The sequence below is a fragment of the Mumia spirodelae genome, assembly GCF_050632745.1.
Classification (GTDB): Bacteria; Actinomycetota; Actinomycetes; order Propionibacteriales; family Nocardioidaceae; genus Mumia.
In genome coordinates this window covers 113,700-132,669 of sequence record NZ_JBODSD010000006.1, presented here as the reverse complement: position 1 = coordinate 132,669, position 18,970 = coordinate 113,700, and the positions used below count along the sequence as shown (strand labels likewise).

Annotated in this window: 16 protein-coding genes; 6 read left to right on the top strand and 10 right to left on the bottom strand. The window is 71.5% G+C overall.

Annotated elements, in window-relative coordinates; translation table 11 throughout:
* Nucleotides 1-188: 188 nt before the first annotated feature.
* Nucleotides 189-1,142 carry a heme o synthase gene (locus ACQSSQ_RS22980; RefSeq protein ID WP_431329480.1) on the bottom strand — a complete coding sequence of 318 codons (954 nt, stop codon included), beginning with the start codon at nucleotides 1,140-1,142 and terminating at the stop codon, nucleotides 189-191.
* A 260-nt stretch (nucleotides 1,143-1,402) separates the two neighbouring features.
* On the opposite strand from ACQSSQ_RS22980, the gene tkt reads away from it, so the two are divergent.
* From tkt to pgl, 6 genes are all read left to right on the top strand, one after another.
* Complete coding sequence (gene tkt / locus ACQSSQ_RS22975; RefSeq protein WP_431329479.1) at nucleotides 1,403-3,553, top strand: transketolase; 2,151 nt, start codon at nucleotides 1,403-1,405, stop codon at nucleotides 3,551-3,553.
* A gap of 52 nt (nucleotides 3,554-3,605) precedes the next feature.
* Nucleotides 3,606-4,730, top strand: a complete 1,125-nt coding sequence (gene tal, locus ACQSSQ_RS22970; protein ID WP_431329478.1) for a transaldolase — start codon at nucleotides 3,606-3,608, stop codon at nucleotides 4,728-4,730.
* Between the two features lie 24 nt (nucleotides 4,731-4,754).
* Nucleotides 4,755-6,395: a glucose-6-phosphate isomerase gene (locus tag ACQSSQ_RS22965; RefSeq protein ID WP_431329477.1), complete on the top strand. Its 1,641-nt coding sequence runs from the start codon at nucleotides 4,755-4,757 to the stop codon at nucleotides 6,393-6,395.
* Nucleotides 6,392-7,957 (top strand): glucose-6-phosphate dehydrogenase, encoded by a 1,566-nt coding sequence (gene zwf, locus ACQSSQ_RS22960; RefSeq protein WP_431329476.1) that lies wholly within the window; start codon nucleotides 6,392-6,394, stop codon nucleotides 7,955-7,957. Before ACQSSQ_RS22965 ends, zwf begins: the two co-directional genes overlap by 4 nt.
* Before the next feature lie 64 nt (nucleotides 7,958-8,021).
* Nucleotides 8,022-9,230: a glucose-6-phosphate dehydrogenase assembly protein OpcA gene (locus tag ACQSSQ_RS22955; protein WP_431329475.1), complete on the top strand. Its 1,209-nt coding sequence runs from the start codon at nucleotides 8,022-8,024 to the stop codon at nucleotides 9,228-9,230.
* Nucleotides 9,227-9,958, top strand: coding sequence for a 6-phosphogluconolactonase (gene pgl / locus ACQSSQ_RS22950; RefSeq protein WP_431329474.1), 732 nt, complete (start codon nucleotides 9,227-9,229; stop codon nucleotides 9,956-9,958). Before ACQSSQ_RS22955 ends, pgl begins: the two co-directional genes overlap by 4 nt.
* A gap of 85 nt (nucleotides 9,959-10,043) precedes the next feature.
* On the opposite strand, the gene ACQSSQ_RS22945 is transcribed toward pgl, so the two are convergent.
* From ACQSSQ_RS22945 to uvrC, 9 genes are all read right to left on the bottom strand, one after another.
* Nucleotides 10,044-10,397: an RNA polymerase-binding protein RbpA gene (locus ACQSSQ_RS22945; protein WP_431329473.1), complete on the bottom strand. Its 354-nt coding sequence runs from the start codon at nucleotides 10,395-10,397 to the stop codon at nucleotides 10,044-10,046.
* Nucleotides 10,398-10,513: 116 nt separating this feature from the next.
* Nucleotides 10,514-10,747: a preprotein translocase subunit SecG gene (secG, locus tag ACQSSQ_RS22940; RefSeq protein WP_431329472.1), complete on the bottom strand. Its 234-nt coding sequence runs from the start codon at nucleotides 10,745-10,747 to the stop codon at nucleotides 10,514-10,516.
* A 40-nt stretch (nucleotides 10,748-10,787) separates the two neighbouring features.
* Nucleotides 10,788-11,594: a triose-phosphate isomerase gene (tpiA, locus tag ACQSSQ_RS22935; protein ID WP_431329471.1), complete on the bottom strand. Its 807-nt coding sequence runs from the start codon at nucleotides 11,592-11,594 to the stop codon at nucleotides 10,788-10,790.
* Between the two features lie 5 nt (nucleotides 11,595-11,599).
* Nucleotides 11,600-12,790: a phosphoglycerate kinase gene (locus tag ACQSSQ_RS22930; RefSeq protein WP_431329470.1), complete on the bottom strand. Its 1,191-nt coding sequence runs from the start codon at nucleotides 12,788-12,790 to the stop codon at nucleotides 11,600-11,602.
* 47 nt (nucleotides 12,791-12,837) lie between these two features.
* Nucleotides 12,838-13,842, bottom strand: a complete 1,005-nt coding sequence (gap, locus tag ACQSSQ_RS22925) for a type I glyceraldehyde-3-phosphate dehydrogenase (protein ID WP_431329469.1) — start codon at nucleotides 13,840-13,842, stop codon at nucleotides 12,838-12,840.
* A gap of 109 nt (nucleotides 13,843-13,951) precedes the next feature.
* Entirely contained in the window at nucleotides 13,952-14,938 is a 987-nt protein-coding gene (gene whiA, locus ACQSSQ_RS22920) for a DNA-binding protein WhiA (protein WP_431329468.1), read from the bottom strand.
* 133 nt (nucleotides 14,939-15,071) lie between these two features.
* A complete protein-coding gene (locus ACQSSQ_RS22915) occupies nucleotides 15,072-15,983 on the bottom strand; it encodes a gluconeogenesis factor YvcK family protein (RefSeq protein WP_431329546.1) in 912 nt (303 codons plus the stop codon).
* A gap of 62 nt (nucleotides 15,984-16,045) precedes the next feature.
* The gene (gene rapZ, locus ACQSSQ_RS22910) at nucleotides 16,046-16,930 is read right to left on the bottom strand and encodes an RNase adapter RapZ (protein ID WP_431329467.1); all 885 of its coding nucleotides are present in this window, start codon (nucleotides 16,928-16,930) and stop codon (nucleotides 16,046-16,048) included.
* The gene (gene uvrC / locus ACQSSQ_RS22905; RefSeq protein WP_431329466.1) at nucleotides 16,927-18,921 is read right to left on the bottom strand and encodes an excinuclease ABC subunit UvrC; all 1,995 of its coding nucleotides are present in this window, start codon (nucleotides 18,919-18,921) and stop codon (nucleotides 16,927-16,929) included. Before uvrC ends, rapZ begins: the two co-directional genes overlap by 4 nt.
* Between the last annotated feature and the right edge of the window lie 49 nt (nucleotides 18,922-18,970).

The window sequence follows — 18,970 nt, the reverse complement described above, 5'->3', positions numbered from 1 at the left end:
GCTCGAGCTGGCTCGTGGTTCTCGCGGCACGGGTGAGAGCAGACCCGTCGGACGCGTGGGGACGCCGCACACCTGGGGACGAGCTCCGCAGGTCGCCACCCCACGGTTCTTGAGGGATCCCGACCAGACCCTGGTCGTAGCCCGTCAAGATCCGTCGGCGGAGCGAGGGAGCAAGAGGGACGCTGGGGTCAGCGCAGGAACGGGTCCACGGCGGCAGCCACGAACAGCAGCGCCAGGTAGGCGTTGGACCAGTGGAACAGCCGCATCGGCTTCAGCACCGACAGCTCCGAGCTCTGCTGCGCCCGCGCCTTGAGGCGGTGCGCCTCGACGAGGAACGCGGCACCGAGCACGACCGCCGCGGTCGGGTAGAACCAGCCCGTCGGCGTCAACGGCCACAGCACGAGCGAGGTCGCGACCATCACGTAGGAGTACGCGAGGATCTTGCGCGCCACCACGGTCGCCGGCGCGATCGACGGCAGCATCGGCACGTCGGCAGCGGCGTAGTCCTCGCGGTAGCGGATCGCCAGCGACCAGAAGTGCGGCGGCGTCCAGAAGAAGACGACGAGGAAGAGGATCACCGGCGGCCACGCGAGCTCGCCCGTGACGGCCGTCCAGCCGATCAGCGCCGGGAAGCAGCCCGCGGCGCCGCCCCACACGATGTTCTGGGAGGTGCGCCGCTTGAGCAGCATCGTGTAGCCGACGACGTAGAAGACGTTGGCTGCGAGCGCCAGCCCGGCCGACAGCCAGTTGACGAGCAGGCCGAGCATCAGCGTCGAGACGACTCCGAGCACGAGGCCGAAGACCAGCGCGGCGCGGGTCGTCACGGCGTGGCGCGGCAGCGGGCGCCGGCGCGTCCGGCGCATCTGCTGGTCGATGTCAGCGTCGAAGACGCAGTTGAGAGCGTTGGCCGAGCCCGCCGACAAGGTCCCGCCGACCAGCGTCACGATGACGGGCCACAGCGGGGGGACGCCCTCGGCCGCCAGGAACATCACCGGAACGGTCGTGAGCAGCAGCAGCTCGATGATGCGAGGCTTCATCAGACCGACGTACGCGCTGACGACGTCGGTGATCCGAGGACGACCGCTCGACGTGCGCGGGGGACGCTGGTGCGCAGCACTCAGCTCCGGGTCGATTGCGGTCACGCCGCGAGTCTAGTCAACGCCCGACGCGGTGCACGTCCGGGTGCGAGATGGCAGTCCGTCTGGTGACCGGCGCCACGATCTCGGACGGTGTCAGCACACCCGCAGTTCGCCCGCTGTCCCACGGCAGGGAGCCGATCCGCGCGAACGGAACGGCGCGAGTACGCTCGACACCGAGACCTGTCCGTGATCCGGCGCCATGCCGCGCGACAAGGCACAGACGCGCCGGAGACCCCGCACCACCGTACGAGGAGCACGCCGACGTGAGCACCAAGCTGGAGTGGACCGACCTCGACCGCAAGGCGGTCGACACCGTCCGCGTCCTCGCCATGGACGCCGTCCAGAAGGTCGGCAACGGCCACCCCGGGACCGCCATGAGCCTCGCGCCGGCGGCGTACCTGCTCTACAACAAGCTCATGCGGCACAACCCCGCCGACCCGCACTGGGCGGCGCGCGACCGCTTCGTGCTGTCGTGCGGGCACTCGAGCCTCACCCAGTACATCCAGCTCTACCTGACCGGGTTCGGCCTGGAGCTGGCCGACCTCGAGGCGCTCCGCACCTGGGGCAGCAAGACGCCCGGACACCCCGAGTTCCGGCACACGGCCGGCATCGAGGTGACCACCGGCCCGCTCGGCCAGGGCGTCGGCAACGCGGTCGGCATGGCGATGGCCGCGCGCCGCCGCCACGGTCTCCTCGAGCCCGACGCCCCGCTCGGCGAGGGCGTGTTCGACCACCACGTGTACGCGATCGCCTCCGACGGCGACATGGAGGAGGGCGTGGCCTCGGAGGCCAGCTCGCTCGCCGGCACCCAGCAGCTCGGCAACCTGACGCTGATCTGGGACGACAACCGGATCTCCATCGAGGACGACACCGCGGTCGCGTTCAACGAGGACGTGCTCAAGCGCTACGAGGGCTACGGCTGGCACGTGCAGATGGTCGACTGGACGCACGACGGCACGGGCTACACCGAGGACGTCGAAGCCCTCTGGGAGGCGCTGCAGACGGCCCGCTCGGTCACCGACAAGCCCAGCTTCATCGCGCTCAAGACGATCATCGCGTGGCCCGCACCCGACAAGCAGGGCACCGGCGCCTCGCACGGCTCCGCCCTCGGCGCCGACGAGGTCGCGAAGACCAAGGAGATCCTCGGCTTCGACCCGGAGAAGACCTTCGAGGTCGCTCCCGAGGTCATCGCCCACACCCGCGAGACCCGCACGCGCGGCGAGGAGCTGCAGGCGGAGTGGAACTCCCTGTACGCCGCGTGGCGCGAGGCCAACCCGGAGTCGGCGGCGCTGTTCGACCGGCTCCAGTCGCGCGAGCTGCCCGACGGCTGGGACGCCGACCTGCCGACGTACGACGCCGACCCGAAGGGTGTCGCGACGCGCGTGGCCTCCGGTGAGTTCCTCACCGCCGCGGCACCGAAGCTCCCGGAGCTCTGGGGCGGCTCGGCGGACCTCGCCGGCTCCAACAACACGACGCCCAAGGGCCAGCCGTCGTTCCTCCCGCCCGAGCACGCCACCAAGATGTTCTCCGGCGACTGGTACGGCCGCGTGCTGCACTTCGGCATCCGCGAGCACGGCATGGGCGCGATCCTCAACGGCATCGCGCTGCACAGCCCGACCCGCCCGTACGGCGGCACGTTCCTCGTCTTCTCCGACTACATGCGCCCGTCGGTCCGCCTCGCAGCGCTGATGCAGCTGCCGGTGACCTACGTCTGGACGCACGACTCCATCGGGCTCGGTGAGGACGGCCCGACGCACCAGCCGGTCGAGCACCTCGCGGCCCTGCGCGCGATCCCGGGTCTCGACGTCGTCCGCCCGGCCGACGCGAGCGAGACGGTCGTGGTCTGGAAGAAGATCCTCGAGTCCCCCACCCACCCGGCGGGGCTCGCCCTCAGCCGCCAGAACCTCCCGGTCTTCCCGCGCGGCACCGACGGCTTCGCCGCTGCGGAGGAGGCCACGAAGGGCGGCTACATCCTTCTCGACACCGACGGCGACCCGGACGTGGTGCTCGTGGGCACCGGGTCCGAGGTACAGCTCGCGGTCGCGGCGCGCGAGGCGCTGGCGGCCGAAGGCATCGCGGCGCGCGTCGTGTCGATGCCGTGCCGCGAGTGGTTCGACGGGCAGACCGAGGACTACCGCGACTCGGTGATCCCGCCACGCGTCCGCGCCCGCGTGAGCGTGGAGGCCGGGATCTCGCAGGGCTGGCGCGAGGTGGTCGGCGACGCCGGCCGCACGGTCAGCCTGGAGCACTACGGCGCCTCGGCGGCGTACCAGACCCTGTACGACGAGTTCGGGATCACTGCGGATGCGGTCGTGAGCGCGGCGAAGGAGAGCATCGCCGCCGCGGGCCACACCGGTGGCGTCGGCGTGTTCGCCAAGCCGATGGACACGATCCTTCCGCAGACCCACCACTGAGCGACGCCGACCGCTGCAGGCGAGGCGTCCGACGACGACGGAGGAGAGCGCGATGACCGACCGACTGAAGGCCCTCAGCGACGCGGGGGTGTCGATCTGGCTCGACGACCTGTCTCGCGAGCTGACCGAGACAGGTGAGCTGAAGCGGCTCGTCGACGAGGACCACGTCGTCGGCGTGACCAGCAACCCGACGATCTTCGCCTCGGCGATGAAGGAGGGCGAGCGCTACGAGCCCCAGCTCGACGAGGGCCTGGCCGCGGACCCGCAGACGACCGTGGCCGACGCGATCTTCGAGCTCACGACGACCGACGTACGCCAGGCCGCGACGATCCTGCGGCCGGTGTACGACGCGACGGGCGGCTCCGACGGGCGCGTGTCCCTCGAGGTCGACCCGACGCTCGCGTACGACACGGACGAGACCATCGCCTCGGCGCGCAAGCTCTGGGACAAGGTCGGCGAGCCCAACGTCTTCATCAAGATCCCGGCGACCCGCGAGGGTCTGCCCGCCATCGCCGCCACGATCGCCGCCGGGATCAGCGTGAACGTGACGCTGCTGTTCTCGCTGGAGCGCTACCGCGAGGTGCTCGACGCGTACGCCGCCGGGCTGGAGCGTGCGATCGCCGACGGGGTCGACATCTCCGACGTCCAGTCGGTCGCCTCGATCTTCGTCAGCCGCATCGACAGCGAGGTCGACAAGCGCCTCGAGGCGATCGGCACCTCGGAGGCGCTCGAGCTGCGCGGCAAGGCGGGCATCGCCAACTCGCGGCTCGCCTACGGCGTGTACGAGGAGTTCTCAGCGTCCGAGCGCTGGAACGCGCTCGAGGCCCAGGGCGCCCACCGTCAGCGCCCGCTGTGGGCGTCGACCGGCGTGAAGAACCCCGACTACCCGGACACGATGTACGTGACGGAGCTGGTCGGACCGAACGTCGTCAACACCATGCCGGGCGCGACGATGCGCGCCTTCGCGGACCACGGCGAGGTCGAGGGCGACAAGCTCACCGGGTCCGCCGCCGAGGCGGAGCAGGTGGCTCGCGCGCTCGCCGAGGTCGGGGTCGACCTGGACGACGTGATGAACACCCTGGAGTCCGAGGGCGTCGAGAAGTTCGAGTCGTCCTGGGCCGACCTGGTCCGGACGGTCCAGGACCAGCTGACCGCCGCGCGCGCACGCCGCGGCTGACCACCACCCACGGAGGGGGAATCGGTGCAGACCGACGACGCAGACGCACCTGCCGGCTTCGAGCTCGGCCTCGCGTATCCGGACGAGAAGGCGCTCGACGCGGCGATCGAGGCGCTCGTGGCCGACCAGGTGGCGAGCCGGATCGCCGGCCACGACGCCACCCTGTGGGGGCCCGACGCCGAGGAGGAGTCGGGCAAGCGGCTCGGCTGGACCGACCTCCACGTCACGTCGGTCCCGCTCGTCGCCCAGGTCACGGAGCTCCGTGACGAGCTGCGGGCGGCGGGCCTGGACCGCGTGGTGCTCTGCGGGATGGGCGGGTCGTCGCTCGCTCCCGAGGTCATCTGCGCGACCAACGGCGTGCCGCTGACCGTCCTCGACTCCTCGGACCCGGACATGGTCCGCGAGGCGGTCGACGAGGACCTGGGGAGCACCGTCGTGGTGGTCTCCAGCAAGTCCGGCGGGACCGTGGAGACCGACAGCCAGCGGCGGGCGTACGAGCACGCGTTCGAGGTCGCGGGCATCGACCCCGCGACGCGGATCGTCGTCGTGACGGACCCCGGCTCTCCGCTGGACGCGGAGGCGTCCGCGAAGGGCTACCGCGTGTTCCACGCCGACCCGGAGGTCGGTGGCCGCTACTCGGCGCTCACGGCGTTCGGCCTCGTCCCGAGCGGGCTCGCCGGCGCCGACATCAAGGCGCTGCTCGAGCAGGCCGACGAGATCGCCGAGGACGTCGCCGCCGACGACGCCACCAACCCGGCCCTGGTCCTCGGTGCCCTCCTGGGCGTCGCGAACGCCGCCGGCGCGGACAAGATGGTGCTCGCCGACGCCGGCTCGGTCAACGTCGGCTTCGGCGACTGGGCCGAGCAGCTGGTCGCGGAGTCGACCGGCAAGCAGGGCAAGGGCATCCTCCCGGTCGTCGTCAGCGGCCCTGGAGCCCCGAACGCCGACCCGAGCACGCCCGACGAGGTCGTCGGCATGATCGGCCCGATGAGCGACGACCACCCGCAGGCGGTCTCCGGCTACGGCTTCGCGGTCGACGCTCCCCTGGGCGCGCTCTTTCTGCTGTGGGAGTACGCGACCGCGATCGCGGGCCGCCTGATCGGCATCAACCCGTTCGACCAGCCCGACGTCGAGAGCGCCAAGCAGGCCGCCCGCGACATGCTGGAGGGGTCGGCCGACGCTCCGGTCGCCGCATTCACCGACGGCGGCGTGACCGTCTACGACTACTCCGGCTGGCTCCCCGAGGACACCACGACGGTGCGCGACGCCGTCGCGTCGCTGCTCGACGAGCTCGACCCGGAGCGGGGCTACGTCGCGGTCCAGGCCTATCTCGACCGGTTCGGCGAGACGACCCTCGCGGAGTCCCGCGACGTCCTCGCGTCGCGGACGGGCCGTCCCACCACGTTCGGCTGGGGCCCGCGCTTCCTCCACTCCACCGGGCAGTACCACAAGGGCGGCCCCGGCACGGGTGTCTATCTGCAGGTCACCGGCGAGCCCGATCAGGACCTCGAGGTCCCGGGCCGGCCGTTCACGTTCGGCGAGTTCCTGCTCGCCCAGGCCGTCGGCGACGCCGGTGTGCTCACCGATCGTGGCCGGCCGGTGCTGCGGCTCCACCTCGACCGCTCCGACGCGGCGCGCGCGACGCTGCGGGAGGCGCTCGAGTGAGCCGCACACCGCGGAGCGGCCCAGCGCCGTACGTCAACCCGCTGCGCCAGCCCGAGGACCGTCGGCTGCCGCGGATCGCCGGGCCGAGCTGCCTCGTGATCTTCGGCGTCACCGGTGACCTGGCGCGCAAGAAGCTGATGCCCGCGGTGTACGACCTCGCCAACCGCGGCCTGCTCCCGCCCGGCTTCTCGCTGGTCGGGTTCGCCCGGCGCGAGTGGGAGGACCAGGACTTCGCCCAGGTCGTCTACGAGTCGGTCAAGCAGTACGCGAGGACCGAGTTCCACGAGGAGGTCTGGAAGCAGCTCTCCGAGGGCTTCCGGTTCGTCCCGGGCTCGTTCGACGACGACGAAGCGTTCGAGCACCTGGTCACCACGGTCGAGGAGCTCGACCGGGAGCGCGGGACGGGCGGCAACTACGCCTTCTACCTCTCGATCCCGCCGGGGTTCTTCACCACGGTCGTCGGGCAGATCAAGAAGCACGGGCTCGCGCAGCCCCGGCACGACTCGTGGCGCCGGGTGGTGATCGAGAAGCCGTTCGGGCACGACCTCGAGAGCGCCATCGAGCTCGACGACATCGTCTCCGACGTCTTCCCTCCCGAGGCGGTCTTCCGGATCGACCACTACCTCGGCAAGGAGACGGTCCAGAACATCCTGGCCTTCCGGTTCGCCAACGAGCTCTTCGAGCCGGTCTGGAACGCCCACTACGTCGACCACGTGCAGATCACGATGGCCGAGGACGTCGGCATCGGCGGCCGCGCCGGCTACTACGACGGGATCGGCGCCGCCCGCGACGTCATCCAGAACCACCTGCTGCAGCTCATGGCGCTGGTGGCGATGGAGCCTCCGGTGTCGTTCAGCGCGCGGAGCCTGCGGCTGGAGAAGCAGAAGGTCCTGGCGCAGGCGCGTCCGCCCGAGCGGATGGACCTGCACACGGCCCGCGGCCAGTACACCGCGGGATGGGCCGGCGGTCTGAAGGTCAAGGGCTACCTCGACGAGGAGGACATCCCGGCGACGTCCGGGACGGAGACGTACGCGGCGATCCGCCTCGACATCGAGACCCGGCGCTGGGCGGGCGTCCCGTTCTACCTGCGGACGGGCAAGCGCCTCGCCCGGCGGGTGACCGAGATCGCGGTCGTGTTCAAGCGCGCACCGCACCAGCCGTTCGCCAAGTACGACACCTCCGAGCTCACCCAGAACGCCATCGTCATGCGGATCCAGCCCGACGAGGGCGTGACCGTCCGCTTCGGGTCGAAGGTGCCCGGCACGGCGATGGAGCTGCGCGACGTCAACATGGACTTCGCGTACGGCGGCACGTTCGTCGAGTCCAGTCCTGAGGCGTACGAGCGCCTGATCCTGGACGTGCTCCTCGGCGATCCCCCGCTGTTCCCCCAGCAGGAGGAGGTCGAGCTCTCCTGGAAGATCCTCGACCCGATCATCGACTACTGGGCCGAGCAGGCCGAGAAGGGCGCCAGCATGCCGGAGCAGTACGTCTCCGGCGGGTGGGGTCCGGAGTCGGCCGACGCGATGCTTGAGCGGGACGGGCGGTCGTGGCGCCGGCCGTGAGCGTGGAGCCGACCGCGGAGACGCCCGGGCGGCGGACGGGACGCGACGAGGAGCGAGGAGAGCGATGAAGGTCGACCTGAACGACACCAGCGCCAGCGCCGTCGCCTCGGCGCTGGTCAAGGCGCGCATCGCCGCGGGCAGCCCCGCCATGGGGATGGTGCTCACGCTCATCGTCGTGACGGACGAGGCGCGCTACTACGACGCGATGCGGGCGTCGCGCGTGATCTCGCGCGAGCACCCCGCACGGGTTCTCGGCGTCATCCTGCGGTCCAAGCGCGGGCCGGCCAGCCTCGACGCGCAGGTCCGCATCGGCAACGACAGCGCCGGCGAGTCTGTGATCCTGCGGATGAGCGGCGAGCTCACGCAGCACGCGGAGTCCGTCGTGCTCCCGCTGCTGCTGCCGGACTCCCCCGTCGTCGCCTGGTGGCCCGGCGCTGCGCCGAAGGTCCCCGCCCAGGACCCGCTCGGCTCGCTGGCGACCCGTCGCATCACCGATGCCGCGGCTGCGCGAACCCGCCATGCGGCCCTCGTCCGCGTCGCCCGCGCGTACCACGCCGGCGACACCGACCTCGCGTGGACGCGGCTGACGCCCTGGCGCGCGCTGCTCGCGGCCGCGCTCGACCAGGTGGAGCTGATGATCACCAGCGCCACCGTCGCCGCCGAGCGGGGCAACCCGAGCGCCGACCTCCTGGTCGCGTGGCTCGAGGCACGCCTCAAGGTGCCCGTCCAGCACGCCACGTCACGGGGGCCGGGGATCACCGAGGTGCGGCTGCACTCGACGATCGGCGACGTCGCCGTGGTGCGGCACGACGGTCGCAACGGCCGCTTCATCGTCCCTGGAGAGGCCGACCGCTCGGTGGGGCTGAAGCGGCGCTCCACCGCCGAGCTGCTCGCCGAGGACCTGCGCCGCCTCGACGAGGACGACGTGTACGCCGAGACCGTCCAGCGGCTGCTGCGTCGTGAGGACCGAGGCGGGCGTTCGTCGAAGACGTCAGGCCGCCCGAAGCCTTCCGTGGAGGCCGCCGCCGCGGTCGCCGAGCCGGACGCCGACAAGCGGGCCGCCGACAAGAAGCCGGCGGCCAAGCAGGCCGCGACCAAGAGGGCGACTCCGGCGAAGAAGGCCGCGACCAAGAAGGCGACTCCGGCGAAGAAGAACGCTGCCAAGAAGGCGGCACCGGCGAAGAAGACCGCGACCAAGAAGGCAGCCACGAAGAAGACGTCCGCGGCGCGCGCGACGACCACCACGACCACCCGGCGGACGGACAGCAGGTGAACGACGACCCCGACATCCTCGTCGACCGCGACGCGGACCAGCTCGCACGAAGCATCTCCGACCAGCTCGTCTCGACGCTCGCCGCCCTTCAGGCGCAGGACCGCGTCCCGGCTGTGGTGCTCACGGGCGGCACCATCGCCGACAAGGTGCACCGCGCCGTCGCCGCACGAGCCGACGACGGCCGTGTGGACTGGTCTCGCGTGGAGCTCTTCTGGGGTGATGAGCGCTTCGTCCCGGCCGACAGCGAGGATCGCAACGAGCGACAGGCGCGAGAAGCGCTGCTCGACCACGTCGACGTCGACGAGGCGCTCGTCCACCCCGTCCCGGCGGACGACGGGACCCTCACCGTCGACGAGGCCGCAGCCCGGTACGCCGACGTCGTGCGTGACCGCGTCTTCGACATCGTGATGCTCGGCGTCGGCCCCGACGGCCACGTCGCGTCGCTGTTCCCCGGCAAGCCGACGCTCGCCGTCGACGACCGGGACACCGTCAGCGAGACCGACTCGCCCAAGCCTCCCGCGTCACGCGTCAGCCTGACGTTCCCTGCGCTGAACCGCGGCCGCGAGGTGTGGTTCCTCGTGTCCGGCAGCGGGAAGGCCGACGCCGTCGCTCGTGCGCTCGACGGCGACGACGTCACGCGCACCCCCGCAGCCGGCGTGCGCGGCACCGAGCAGACGCTGTGGATGCTCGACGAGGACGCCGCTGCGCAGGTCCCGGACGTGCAGTGAGGCGTTGCGTACCGACGCCGCGACCGACGGACGGTCGCGATGTCGCTGCGCAACGCCTCAGGACGCGCCCGCAGGGGCCGTCAAGTCAGTAGATGACCTCGCCGCTCGCGCGACGCGCCCGCAGCGTCTCGAGCGCCTCGGTGAGGATCTGCTCGGCCTCGTCGTCGCTGCGACGCTCCTTCACGTACGCGAGGTGCGTCTTGTAGGGCTCGATCTTGGGGGCCGTCGGTGGGTTCTCGTGGTCCTGGCTCGCCGGGAGCCCGCAACGCGGGCAGTCCCACGACTCCGGGACGTCGGCCTCGATCGCGAAGCTCAGCACCGTCGTGTGCGTGTTGGAGCAGAAGTAGGAGATCGCGCGCCGCGGCGCGGCATCCCCGCGCTCGGCCTCCCCCATCGGGCCCGAACCGACCCGACTTCCTCGAATGGCACCGCCTGACACCTGTGGACTCCTCGCCCCTCGTCGCAGTCATCGCCACCGGCGCGGACGCCGGGTCGATCAGAAGTGTAAACGGCGCGGCACCTCGGGTCGAGGTGCCGCGATCAAGAATTGTGCCGTCAGTTGAACTTGAAGAGCAGACCGAGCGCGACGACGCAGACGGCCCACACGACGGCCGTGCCGACCGTGATGCGATCGAGGTTGCGCTCAGCCACAGACGAGCCGCCGAGGCTGCTCGAGACCCCGCCGCCGAACATGTCCGAGAGGCCGCCGCCGCGGCCCTTGTGCATCAGCACGAGGACGATGAGCAGCACGCTCGCCAGGATGAGCAGGATCGAGAAGGTGAGGATCACGAGGGATCGTCCTTTGGTCGCGTCGTACGGTCGGGATGGCTCAGGCCACGCCCGACAGGTCGGGGAGGTCGTAGAACCGGCAGATCGCAGCGAACTCCTCCGCCTGGAGGCTCGCTCCCCCGACCAGGGCGCCGTCCACGTCGGGCTGCGCCATGATCGCGGCCGCGTTCGCTGCCTTCACCGATCCTCCGTACAGGATACGCACCCGCTCCGCGGCCTGGGAGGACCACGTCTTGGCAACCTGCTCACGGATCGCGCCGCAGACCTCCTGCGCGTCCTCGGGGGTGGCGACCTCACCCGTGCCGATCGCCCAGACCGGCTCGTACGCGATGACCGCGTCCGCGACCTGGTCCGGCGTCATGCCGGCGAGCGAGCCCTCGACCTGCTGGGTGCAGTGCGGGACGTGCGCGCCCTCGTTGCGGACGTCGAGCCCCTCCCCGACGCACACGATCGGAGTGATGCCCGCATCGACGGCCTTGAGCGCCTTCGCCGCCACGAGCGCGTCGTCCTCGCCGTGGTACTCGCGGCGCTCGGAGTGGCCGACCACGACGTAGGAGCAGCCGAGCTTGGCCAGCATCGCCGCCGAGATCTCACCCGTGTAGGCGCCGGCGTCGTGGACCGAGACGTCCTGAGCGCCGTAGCGGATCTTCATCCGGTCGCCGTCGACGATCGTCTGCACGCTGCGCAGGTCGGTGAACGGCGGGACGACCGTGACCTCGGCCTTCTCGTAGTCGTGCTTCTTGTCCTGGAGGACCCAGGCGAGCTTCTGCACCAGGACGACAGCCTCCTGGTGGTTGAGGTTCATCTTCCAGTTGCCCGCGATCAGCGGGGTGCGCGTCTGCGCCATCGTCGTCAGCCCTCCAGGACCTGCAGGCCGGGGAGCTCGCGTCCCTCGAGGAACTCGAGGGACGCGCCACCACCGGTCGAGATGTGACCGAACTGGTCGTCGGCGAAGCCGAGCCGCCGCACGGCGGCCGCCGAGTCGCCACCGCCGACGACGGAGAGCCCGTCGACCTCGGTGAGCGCCTGCGCGACCGCCTTGGTGCCCCCGGCGAAGGCCGGGAACTCGAACACGCCCATCGGCCCGTTCCAGAAGACCGTCCGCGACGCCGCGACGCGGGCCGCGAACGCCTCGCTCGACTCGGGACCGATGTCGAGACCCATCTGGTCAGCCGGCATCGCGTCCGCGGCGACCGTGGTCGGAGGGGCGTCGGCGGAGAACTCCGGCGCCACGACGACGTCGGTCGGCAGCACGATGTCGACGCCCTTCTCGGCGGCACGGGCGAGGTAGCCCTTGACCGTGTCGATCTGGTCGGACTCCAGCAGCGACGACCCCACCCCGTAGCCCTGCGCGGCGAGGAACGTGAAGACCATCCCGCCGCCGATCAGCAGCGCGTCGGCCTTCTCGATGAGGTTGTCGATGACCCCGAGCTTGTCCGAGACCTTCGACCCGCCGAGCACGACCGTGTAGGGGCGCTCCGGGTCCTCGGTCAGCCGGCGCAGCACGTCGACCTCGGCGAGGACCAGGCCCCCGGCGGCGGCCGGAAGCCGCTCGGCGATGTCGTACACGCTGGCCTGCTTGCGGTGCACCACGCCGAAGCCGTCGGACACGAACGCGTCGCCGAGCGCCGCGAGCTCGTCGGCGAACGCTCCGCGCTCCGCGGCGTCCTTGCTCGTCTCGCCCGCGTTGAAGCGGACGTTCTCGAGGACGGCGACCTCGCCGTCTCCCAGACCGGCCACGACCTCCTGTGCGGACGCGCCCACCGTGTCGCTCGCGAACGTCACGTCCTTGCCGAGCAGCTCGGCGAGGCGCACCGCGACCGGCTCCAGCGAGTACGCCGGGTCCGGCGCACCCTTGGGGCGGCCCAGGTGGGCCATCACGACGACCTTGGCACCCGCGTCGGCGAGGCGGCGGATCGTCGGGACGCTCGCCCGCACACGGCCGTCGTCGGTGATGGTCGCGCCGTCGAGCGGCACGTTGAGGTCGCTGCGGACCAGCACGCGCTTGCCGCGCAGGTCACCGAGGTCGTCGATCGTCTTCACAGGTCTCCCAGGAGGCGGTGCTCGGTCGGAATCTCGTCAGGCGTCGCTCAGAGCGACGAGCCGACGAACGAGGTGAGGTCGACGAGGCGGTTGGAGTAGCCCCACTCGTTGTCGTACCAGCCGACGACCTTGACCTGGTCGCCGATGACCTTGGTCAGACCCGAGTCGAAGATGCACGACGCCGGGTCGGTGACGATGTCGGTGGAGACGATCGGGTCCTCGGTGTAGGTGAGGTAGCCCTTGAGCGGACCCTCGGCGGCCGCCTTGACGATCGCGTTGACCTCCTCGACCGAGGTCTCGCGCGGAGCGGTGAAGGTCAGGTCGGTCGCGGAGCCGGTCGGCACCGGGACGCGCAGCGCGTAGCCGTCGAGCTTGCCCTTGAGCTCGGGGAGGACGAGGCTGACAGCCTTCGCGGCACCCGTCGAGGTCGGGACGATGTTGAGCGCGGCGGCGCGGGCACGACGGAGGTCCTTGTGGGGGCCGTCCTGGAGGTTCTGGTCCTGCGTGTAGGCGTGGATCGTCGTCATGAGACCGCGCACGATGCCCAGGCCGTCGTTGAGCGCCTTCGCCATCGGCGCGAGGCAGTTGGTCGTGCACGAGGCGTTGGAGACGATGCTGTGCGCCGACGGGTCGTACAGGTTCTCGTTGACGCCCATGACGACCGTGAGGTCCTCGTTCTTGGCGGGGGCCGAGATCAGGACCTTCTTGGCACCGGCGTCGAGGTGGGCCTTGGCCTTGGTCGCGTCGGTGAAGAAGCCGGTCGACTCGATGACGATGTCGACGCCGAGGTCGCCCCACGGCAGCGCCGACGGGTCGCGCTCCTCGAACGCCTTGATGCTGCGGCCACCGACGGTGATGGACGTCTCGTCGTACGAGACCTCCTCGGGGAGCCGGCCCAGGATCGAGTCGTACTTGAGCAGGGTCGCGAGGGTCTTGTTGTCGGTCAGGTCGTTCACGGCAACGACCTCGAAGTCCGCACCCGAAGCCAGCGCGGCCCGGTAGAAGTTGCGGCCGATCCGGCCGAATCCGTTGATACCTACGCGCACGGTCACGACGCTCTCCTTCGAGGATCACTCATCAGGCTGTTGATCGACTTTGACGATCGACACGACCCTATCGCGGGCCCAGGACGACCACGCACACGGCGTCGCAGGGCGAGAATCACGCACCGTCGGCCAGCATCTCGTCGGTGAGGCTGGCCTCCGTGTCCGGGATCCCGAGGTCGGCCGCACGCTTGTCGGCCATGGCCAGCAAGCGTCGGATCCGGCCCGCGATCGCGTCCTTCGTCAGTGCCGGGTCGTGGAGCTGGCCCAGCTCCTCCAGGCTCGCCTGCTTGTGCTCGACGCGCAACCGGCCCGCGGTGCTCAGGTGGTCGGGGACGTCGTCGCCCAGGATCTCGAGCGCCCGCTCCACCCGGGCGCCGGCGGCCACCGCGGCGCGCGCCGAGCGCCGCAGGTTGGCGTCGTCGAAGTTGGCGAGGCGGTTGGCCGTGGCCCGGACCTCGCGGCGCATCCGGCGCTCCTCCCACGCCAGCAGGGACTCGTGCGCCCCCAGCCGCGTGAGCAGCGCCCCGATCGCCTCGCCGTCGCGGATGACGACGCGGTCGACGCCGCGGACCTCGCGGGCCTTGCCCTGGATGCCGAGCCTGCGGGCGGCGCCGACCAGCGCGAGAGCGGCCTCCGGCCCCGGGCACGTGACCTCCAGCGCCGACGATCGTCCCGGCTCGGTCAGCGAGCCGCGGGCCAGGAACGCGCCGCGCCATGCGGCGACCGCGTCGCAGGTGGCGCCGGAGACGACCTGCGGCGGCAGTCCGCGGACAGGCCGGTTGGCGGCGTCCAGCAGCCCGGTCTGACGGGCCAGCGCGGCGCCGTCACGGACGACGCGGACGACCCACCGGGTGCCCTTGCGGATGCCGGTGCCCTGGAGCACCTGAACCTCGCTGGCGTGCCCGTAGACGTCCGCGATGTCGTTGCGCAGCCGGCGCGCGGCGGCGCCGGTGTCGACCTCGGCCTCCACGACGATCGCGCCGCCCACCAGGTGCAGCCCACCGCCGAACCTCAAGAGGGACGAGACCTCCGCCTTGCGGCAGCACGCCTTGGTGACCGATGTGCTGGACAGCTCCGACTTCACCTGTGCTGTCATCGCCATGGGCGTACTCCTCCGATTGTCCTCGTCGGCCCCGAACGTGGATCCCCCCTGCGCCACTGTACGCGCGCGGCGGAGCGCCCGTGGGCACCTGCACGGTCGTCTTGGTCGGTCTCCGGTGCGGGCGTGAGCGCCCTCACACGGGCATCCGCATGATGCGCTCGTACGCTGCCGCGAGCCGCAGCGGGTCGTGGCGTGCGGACCCGTCGCCCTGGGCCAGAGCGTCGAGCACGACCTCGGCGCCCAGGTCCTTCGCCGCGGCGCGCAGGCTGGCGACGTCGCCCACCGCGTCCCGGTCGGCGAGGACCACGTCGACGCCGAGCTGGGGGGCGTGCTCGCCGATCACCTCGAGATGGCGTTCCGGCGAGAAGCCCTCCGTCTCCCCCGGCTGCGCCTCCAGGTTGAGCACGAGCATGCGCTCGGCCGACGTCTCGTGCAGGGCGCGCGAGAGGTCGGGCACCAGCAGGTTGGGGATCACGCTGGTGAACCACGAGCCCGGCCCGACCACGACCCAGTCGGCCTCGCGGACCGCCTGCAGCGCCGGGAGCGAGGCTGGAGGATCGGTCGGGTCCAGCCGGACACCCATCACGTCGCCGGACGTGGTCGCGACCTCGGCCTGTCCTCGGACGATCTCGATCTCGCCGTCCGCGCGGCGGACCGTGGCCTCGATGTCGAGCGGGATCGAGCTCATGGGCAGCACCCGCCCTCGCGAGCCCAGGAGCCGCCCGATCCAGTCGAGGCCGTCCACGTGGTCGCCCAGCAGCTCCCACAGCCCCGCGATGAGGAGGTTGCCGAGCGCGTGCCCGTCGAGCTCGCCGCCGGTCTCGAACCGGTGCTGCAGGACCCGGGCCCACGTGCGCCCCCACTCGTCCTCCCCGCACAGCGCCGCGAGGGCCTGCCGGAGGTCGCCCGGAGGCAGCACGCCCAGCTCCCGCCGCAGCCGGCCGGAGCTCCCGCCGTTGTCGGCGACGGTGACGACCGCCGTGATCTCGCCCGGGAGGTAGCGCAGGGCCGACAGGCTGGCCGCGAGCCCGTGCCCGCCGCCCATGGCGACGACCTTCCGCTGCGTCGTCGTGGACGCACCCGGCCCGACGCGGCGCGCGGGGGTGCTCACTCGCGCCCCAGGTCGCGGTGGACGACGAGCGTGCGGACGTCGTGCGCGCGCAGGCGCTCGCCGAGCGCCTCCGCCATGGCGACGCTGCGGTGTCGCCCGCCGGTGCAGCCGATCGCGAGCGAGAGGAAGCGCTTGTTCTCGCGGACGAACCCGTCGGTCAGGGTCGCGAGGAGCGCCTCGTACTGGTCGAGGAACGGCAGCGCGTCGGGCTGCTGGAGGACGTACTCGCTGACCTCCGGGTCGAGGCCGCTGAGCGGTCGCAGGGAGTCCACCCAGTAGGGGTTGGGGAGGAAGCGCATGTCGGCGACCATGTCGGCGTCGACCGGGATGCCGTACTTGAAGCCGAACGACACCACCGTCGCCCGGAGCGGGTGCTGCTCGGGGTCCTCGAAGGCGGCCGAGACGCGCGCGGACAGCTGGTGGACGTTGAGCCGCGTGGTGTCCACGACCAGGTCGGCCTGCGAGCGCAGGTCGCGCAGGAGCTCACGCTCCACGCGGAAGCCGTCGAGGAGCCTCCCCTCGGTACGGAGGGGGTGCGGGCGTCGTGCGGCCTCCTGGCGGCGCACCAGCACCTCGTCGGACGCCTCGACGTAGATCACCGTCGAGCGCAGGCCCTCCTTGCGCAGGCTCTCCAGCGCCCCGGACAGCGCCGAGAAGAACTGGCGCGAGCGCGCGTCGACGACGACGCCGAGTCGGGTCGCGGCGTGGTTCTGGCCGAAGAGCGCGACCGCGTCGCCGAGCAGCTGGGGCGGGAGGTTGTCGACGACGAAGTAGCCGAGGTCCTCCAGGACCTTGGCCACCGTGCTGCGCCCCGCGCCGGTCATGCCGGTCACGAGGACGAGCTCCTCCACCCCCGACGTACTGGTTCCCGAGACGCTCACGACCCCTCCTCGAGGATCTCGCCGGTCGTCATGTTGATCGCCGGGGCGGTCGGCGTGGCCCGCTCCCCTGCGAGTGCCTCCACCACCGCGGCGGCGGTGCGTGGTCCGAAGCCGGGCACGGCCGCGATCTCCTCGACGGTGGCGGCACGCAGCTTCTTGAGCGAGCCGAACCGTCGCAGGAGCGCCTTGCGCCGCACCTCCCCGAGGCCCGGCACGTCGTCGAGGACGCTCTCCACCATGGTGCGGGAACGCCGGCCCCGGTGGTGGGTGATCGCAAAACGGTGCGCCTCGTCGCGCACGCGCTGGAGCAGGTAGAGCCCCTCGCTCGTCCGCGGGAGGATCACGGGGTCCTCCTGACCGGGGAGCCACACCTCCTCGAGACGCTTCGCGAGTCCGCAGAGCGGGATGTCGTCGACCCCGAGCTGGCGCATCGCGTCGTACGCCGCCGCGACCTGCGGCGGTCCGCCGTCGACGACGACCAGCCCAGGGGCGTACGCGAACTTGCGCGGCTTGCCGGTGTCGGGGTCGACGAGCGCGGGGCCCTCCGGCTCCGCCTCGTCGTCGGCGCCGAGCTCCGGTGCCGCGAGCGCTGCCCGCTCGTCGAGGTAGCGACGGAAGCGCCGCGTGATCGTCTCGTGCATCGACGCCACGTCGTTCTGTCCGTCGACGCCGCGGATGACGAAGCGCCGGTACTCGCTCTTGCGCGGCAGCCCGTCCTCGAACACGACCATCGACGCGACGACCTCGGTGCCCTGCAGGTTGGAGATGTCGTAGCACTCGATGCGCAGCGGCGCCTCGGGGAGCCCGAGCGCCATCTGCAGCTCCTCGAGCGCACGCGTGCGGGTCGTCAGGTCGCTGGCCCGCTTGGTCTTGTGCAGGACCAGGGACTGCTTGGCGTTGCGCTCGACGGTCTCCATCAGGGCACGCTTGTCGCCGCGCTGCGGGACCCGGACCGCCACCCTGCTCCCCCGCTGCTGGGTCAGCCAGTCCGCCACCGCGTCGGCGTCGTCGGGGAGGGCGGGGACGAGGACCTCGCGCGGGATGGCGTCGGCGTGCTCACCGTCGTACAGCTTCATCATGGCCCGCTCGACGAGCTCGCCGGTGCCCGCGTCGTCGGTCTTGTCGGCGACCCAGCCGCGCTGGCCGCGGATCCGCCCGCCGCGGACGGAGAAGATCTGGACGCCGACCTCGAGCGGGTCGTCGGCCAGGGCGATCACGTCCGCGTCGGTGCCGTCCCCGAGGACGACGGCGTTCTTGTCGAGGGCCTTGCGGAGGGCGTCGATGTCGTCGCGCAGCCGCGCCGCGCGCTCGTACTCCTGCTCTCCCGCGGCCGCCCGCATGTCCCGCTCGAGACGCTTGATGTAGGTCGCCGTGTTGCCGGCCAGGAACGAGCAGAAGTCGTCGACGATCTCGCGGTGCTCCTCGGGGCTCACCCGGCCGACGCAGGGGGCGGAGCACTTGCCGATGTAGCCCAGGAGGCACGGCCGCCCGATCTGCGCGGACCGCTTGAACACGCCGTTGCTGCACGAGCGCATCGGGAAGACCCGCAGCAGCAGGTCGACGGTCTCGCGGATCGCCCACGCGTGGCTGTAGGGCCCGAAGTAGCGGACGCCCTTGCGCTTGGCGCCGCGCCCGACCATGACCCGCGGGAACTCCTCGTTGAGCGTCACCGCGAGCCACGGGTAGGACTTGTCGTCGCGGTACTTCACGTTGAACCGCGGGTCGTACTCCTTGATCCACGTGTACTCGAGCTGCAGCGCCTCGACCTCGTTGGAGACGACGGTCCACTCGACGCCGGCCGCGGTCGTCACCATCTGCTGGGTCCGCGGGTGGAGGTTGGCGATGTCCTGGAAGTAGGACGACAGCCGGGAGCGCAGCGACTTGGCCTTGCCGACGTAGACGACCTGGCGGTGCTCGTCGCGGAACCGGTAGACGCCGGGCGCATCGGGGATCGAACCCGGCGCTGGCCGGTACGTCGCTGGATCTGCCACACGTCCACCCTACGAGCCGACCCCGACAGCGGTACGCGGCGGCGCGCGG

Bases quoted from the DNA above. Each gene is read 5' to 3' on its own strand.
- whiA (WP_431329468.1), bottom strand. From the start codon at position 14,938: ATGGCGATGACAGCACAGGTGAAGTCGGAGCTGTCCAGCACATCGGTC.
- ACQSSQ_RS22915 (WP_431329546.1), bottom strand. From the start codon at position 15,983: ATGGGCGGCGGGCACGGGCTCGCGGCCAGCCTGTCGGCCCTGCGCTAC.
- tpiA (WP_431329471.1), bottom strand. From the start codon at position 11,594: ATGGCGCAGACGCGCACCCCGCTGATCGCGGGCAACTGGAAGATGAAC.
- tal (WP_431329478.1), top strand. From the start codon at position 3,606: ATGACCGACCGACTGAAGGCCCTCAGCGACGCGGGGGTGTCGATCTGG.
- ACQSSQ_RS22955 (WP_431329475.1), top strand. From the start codon at position 8,022: ATGAAGGTCGACCTGAACGACACCAGCGCCAGCGCCGTCGCCTCGGCG.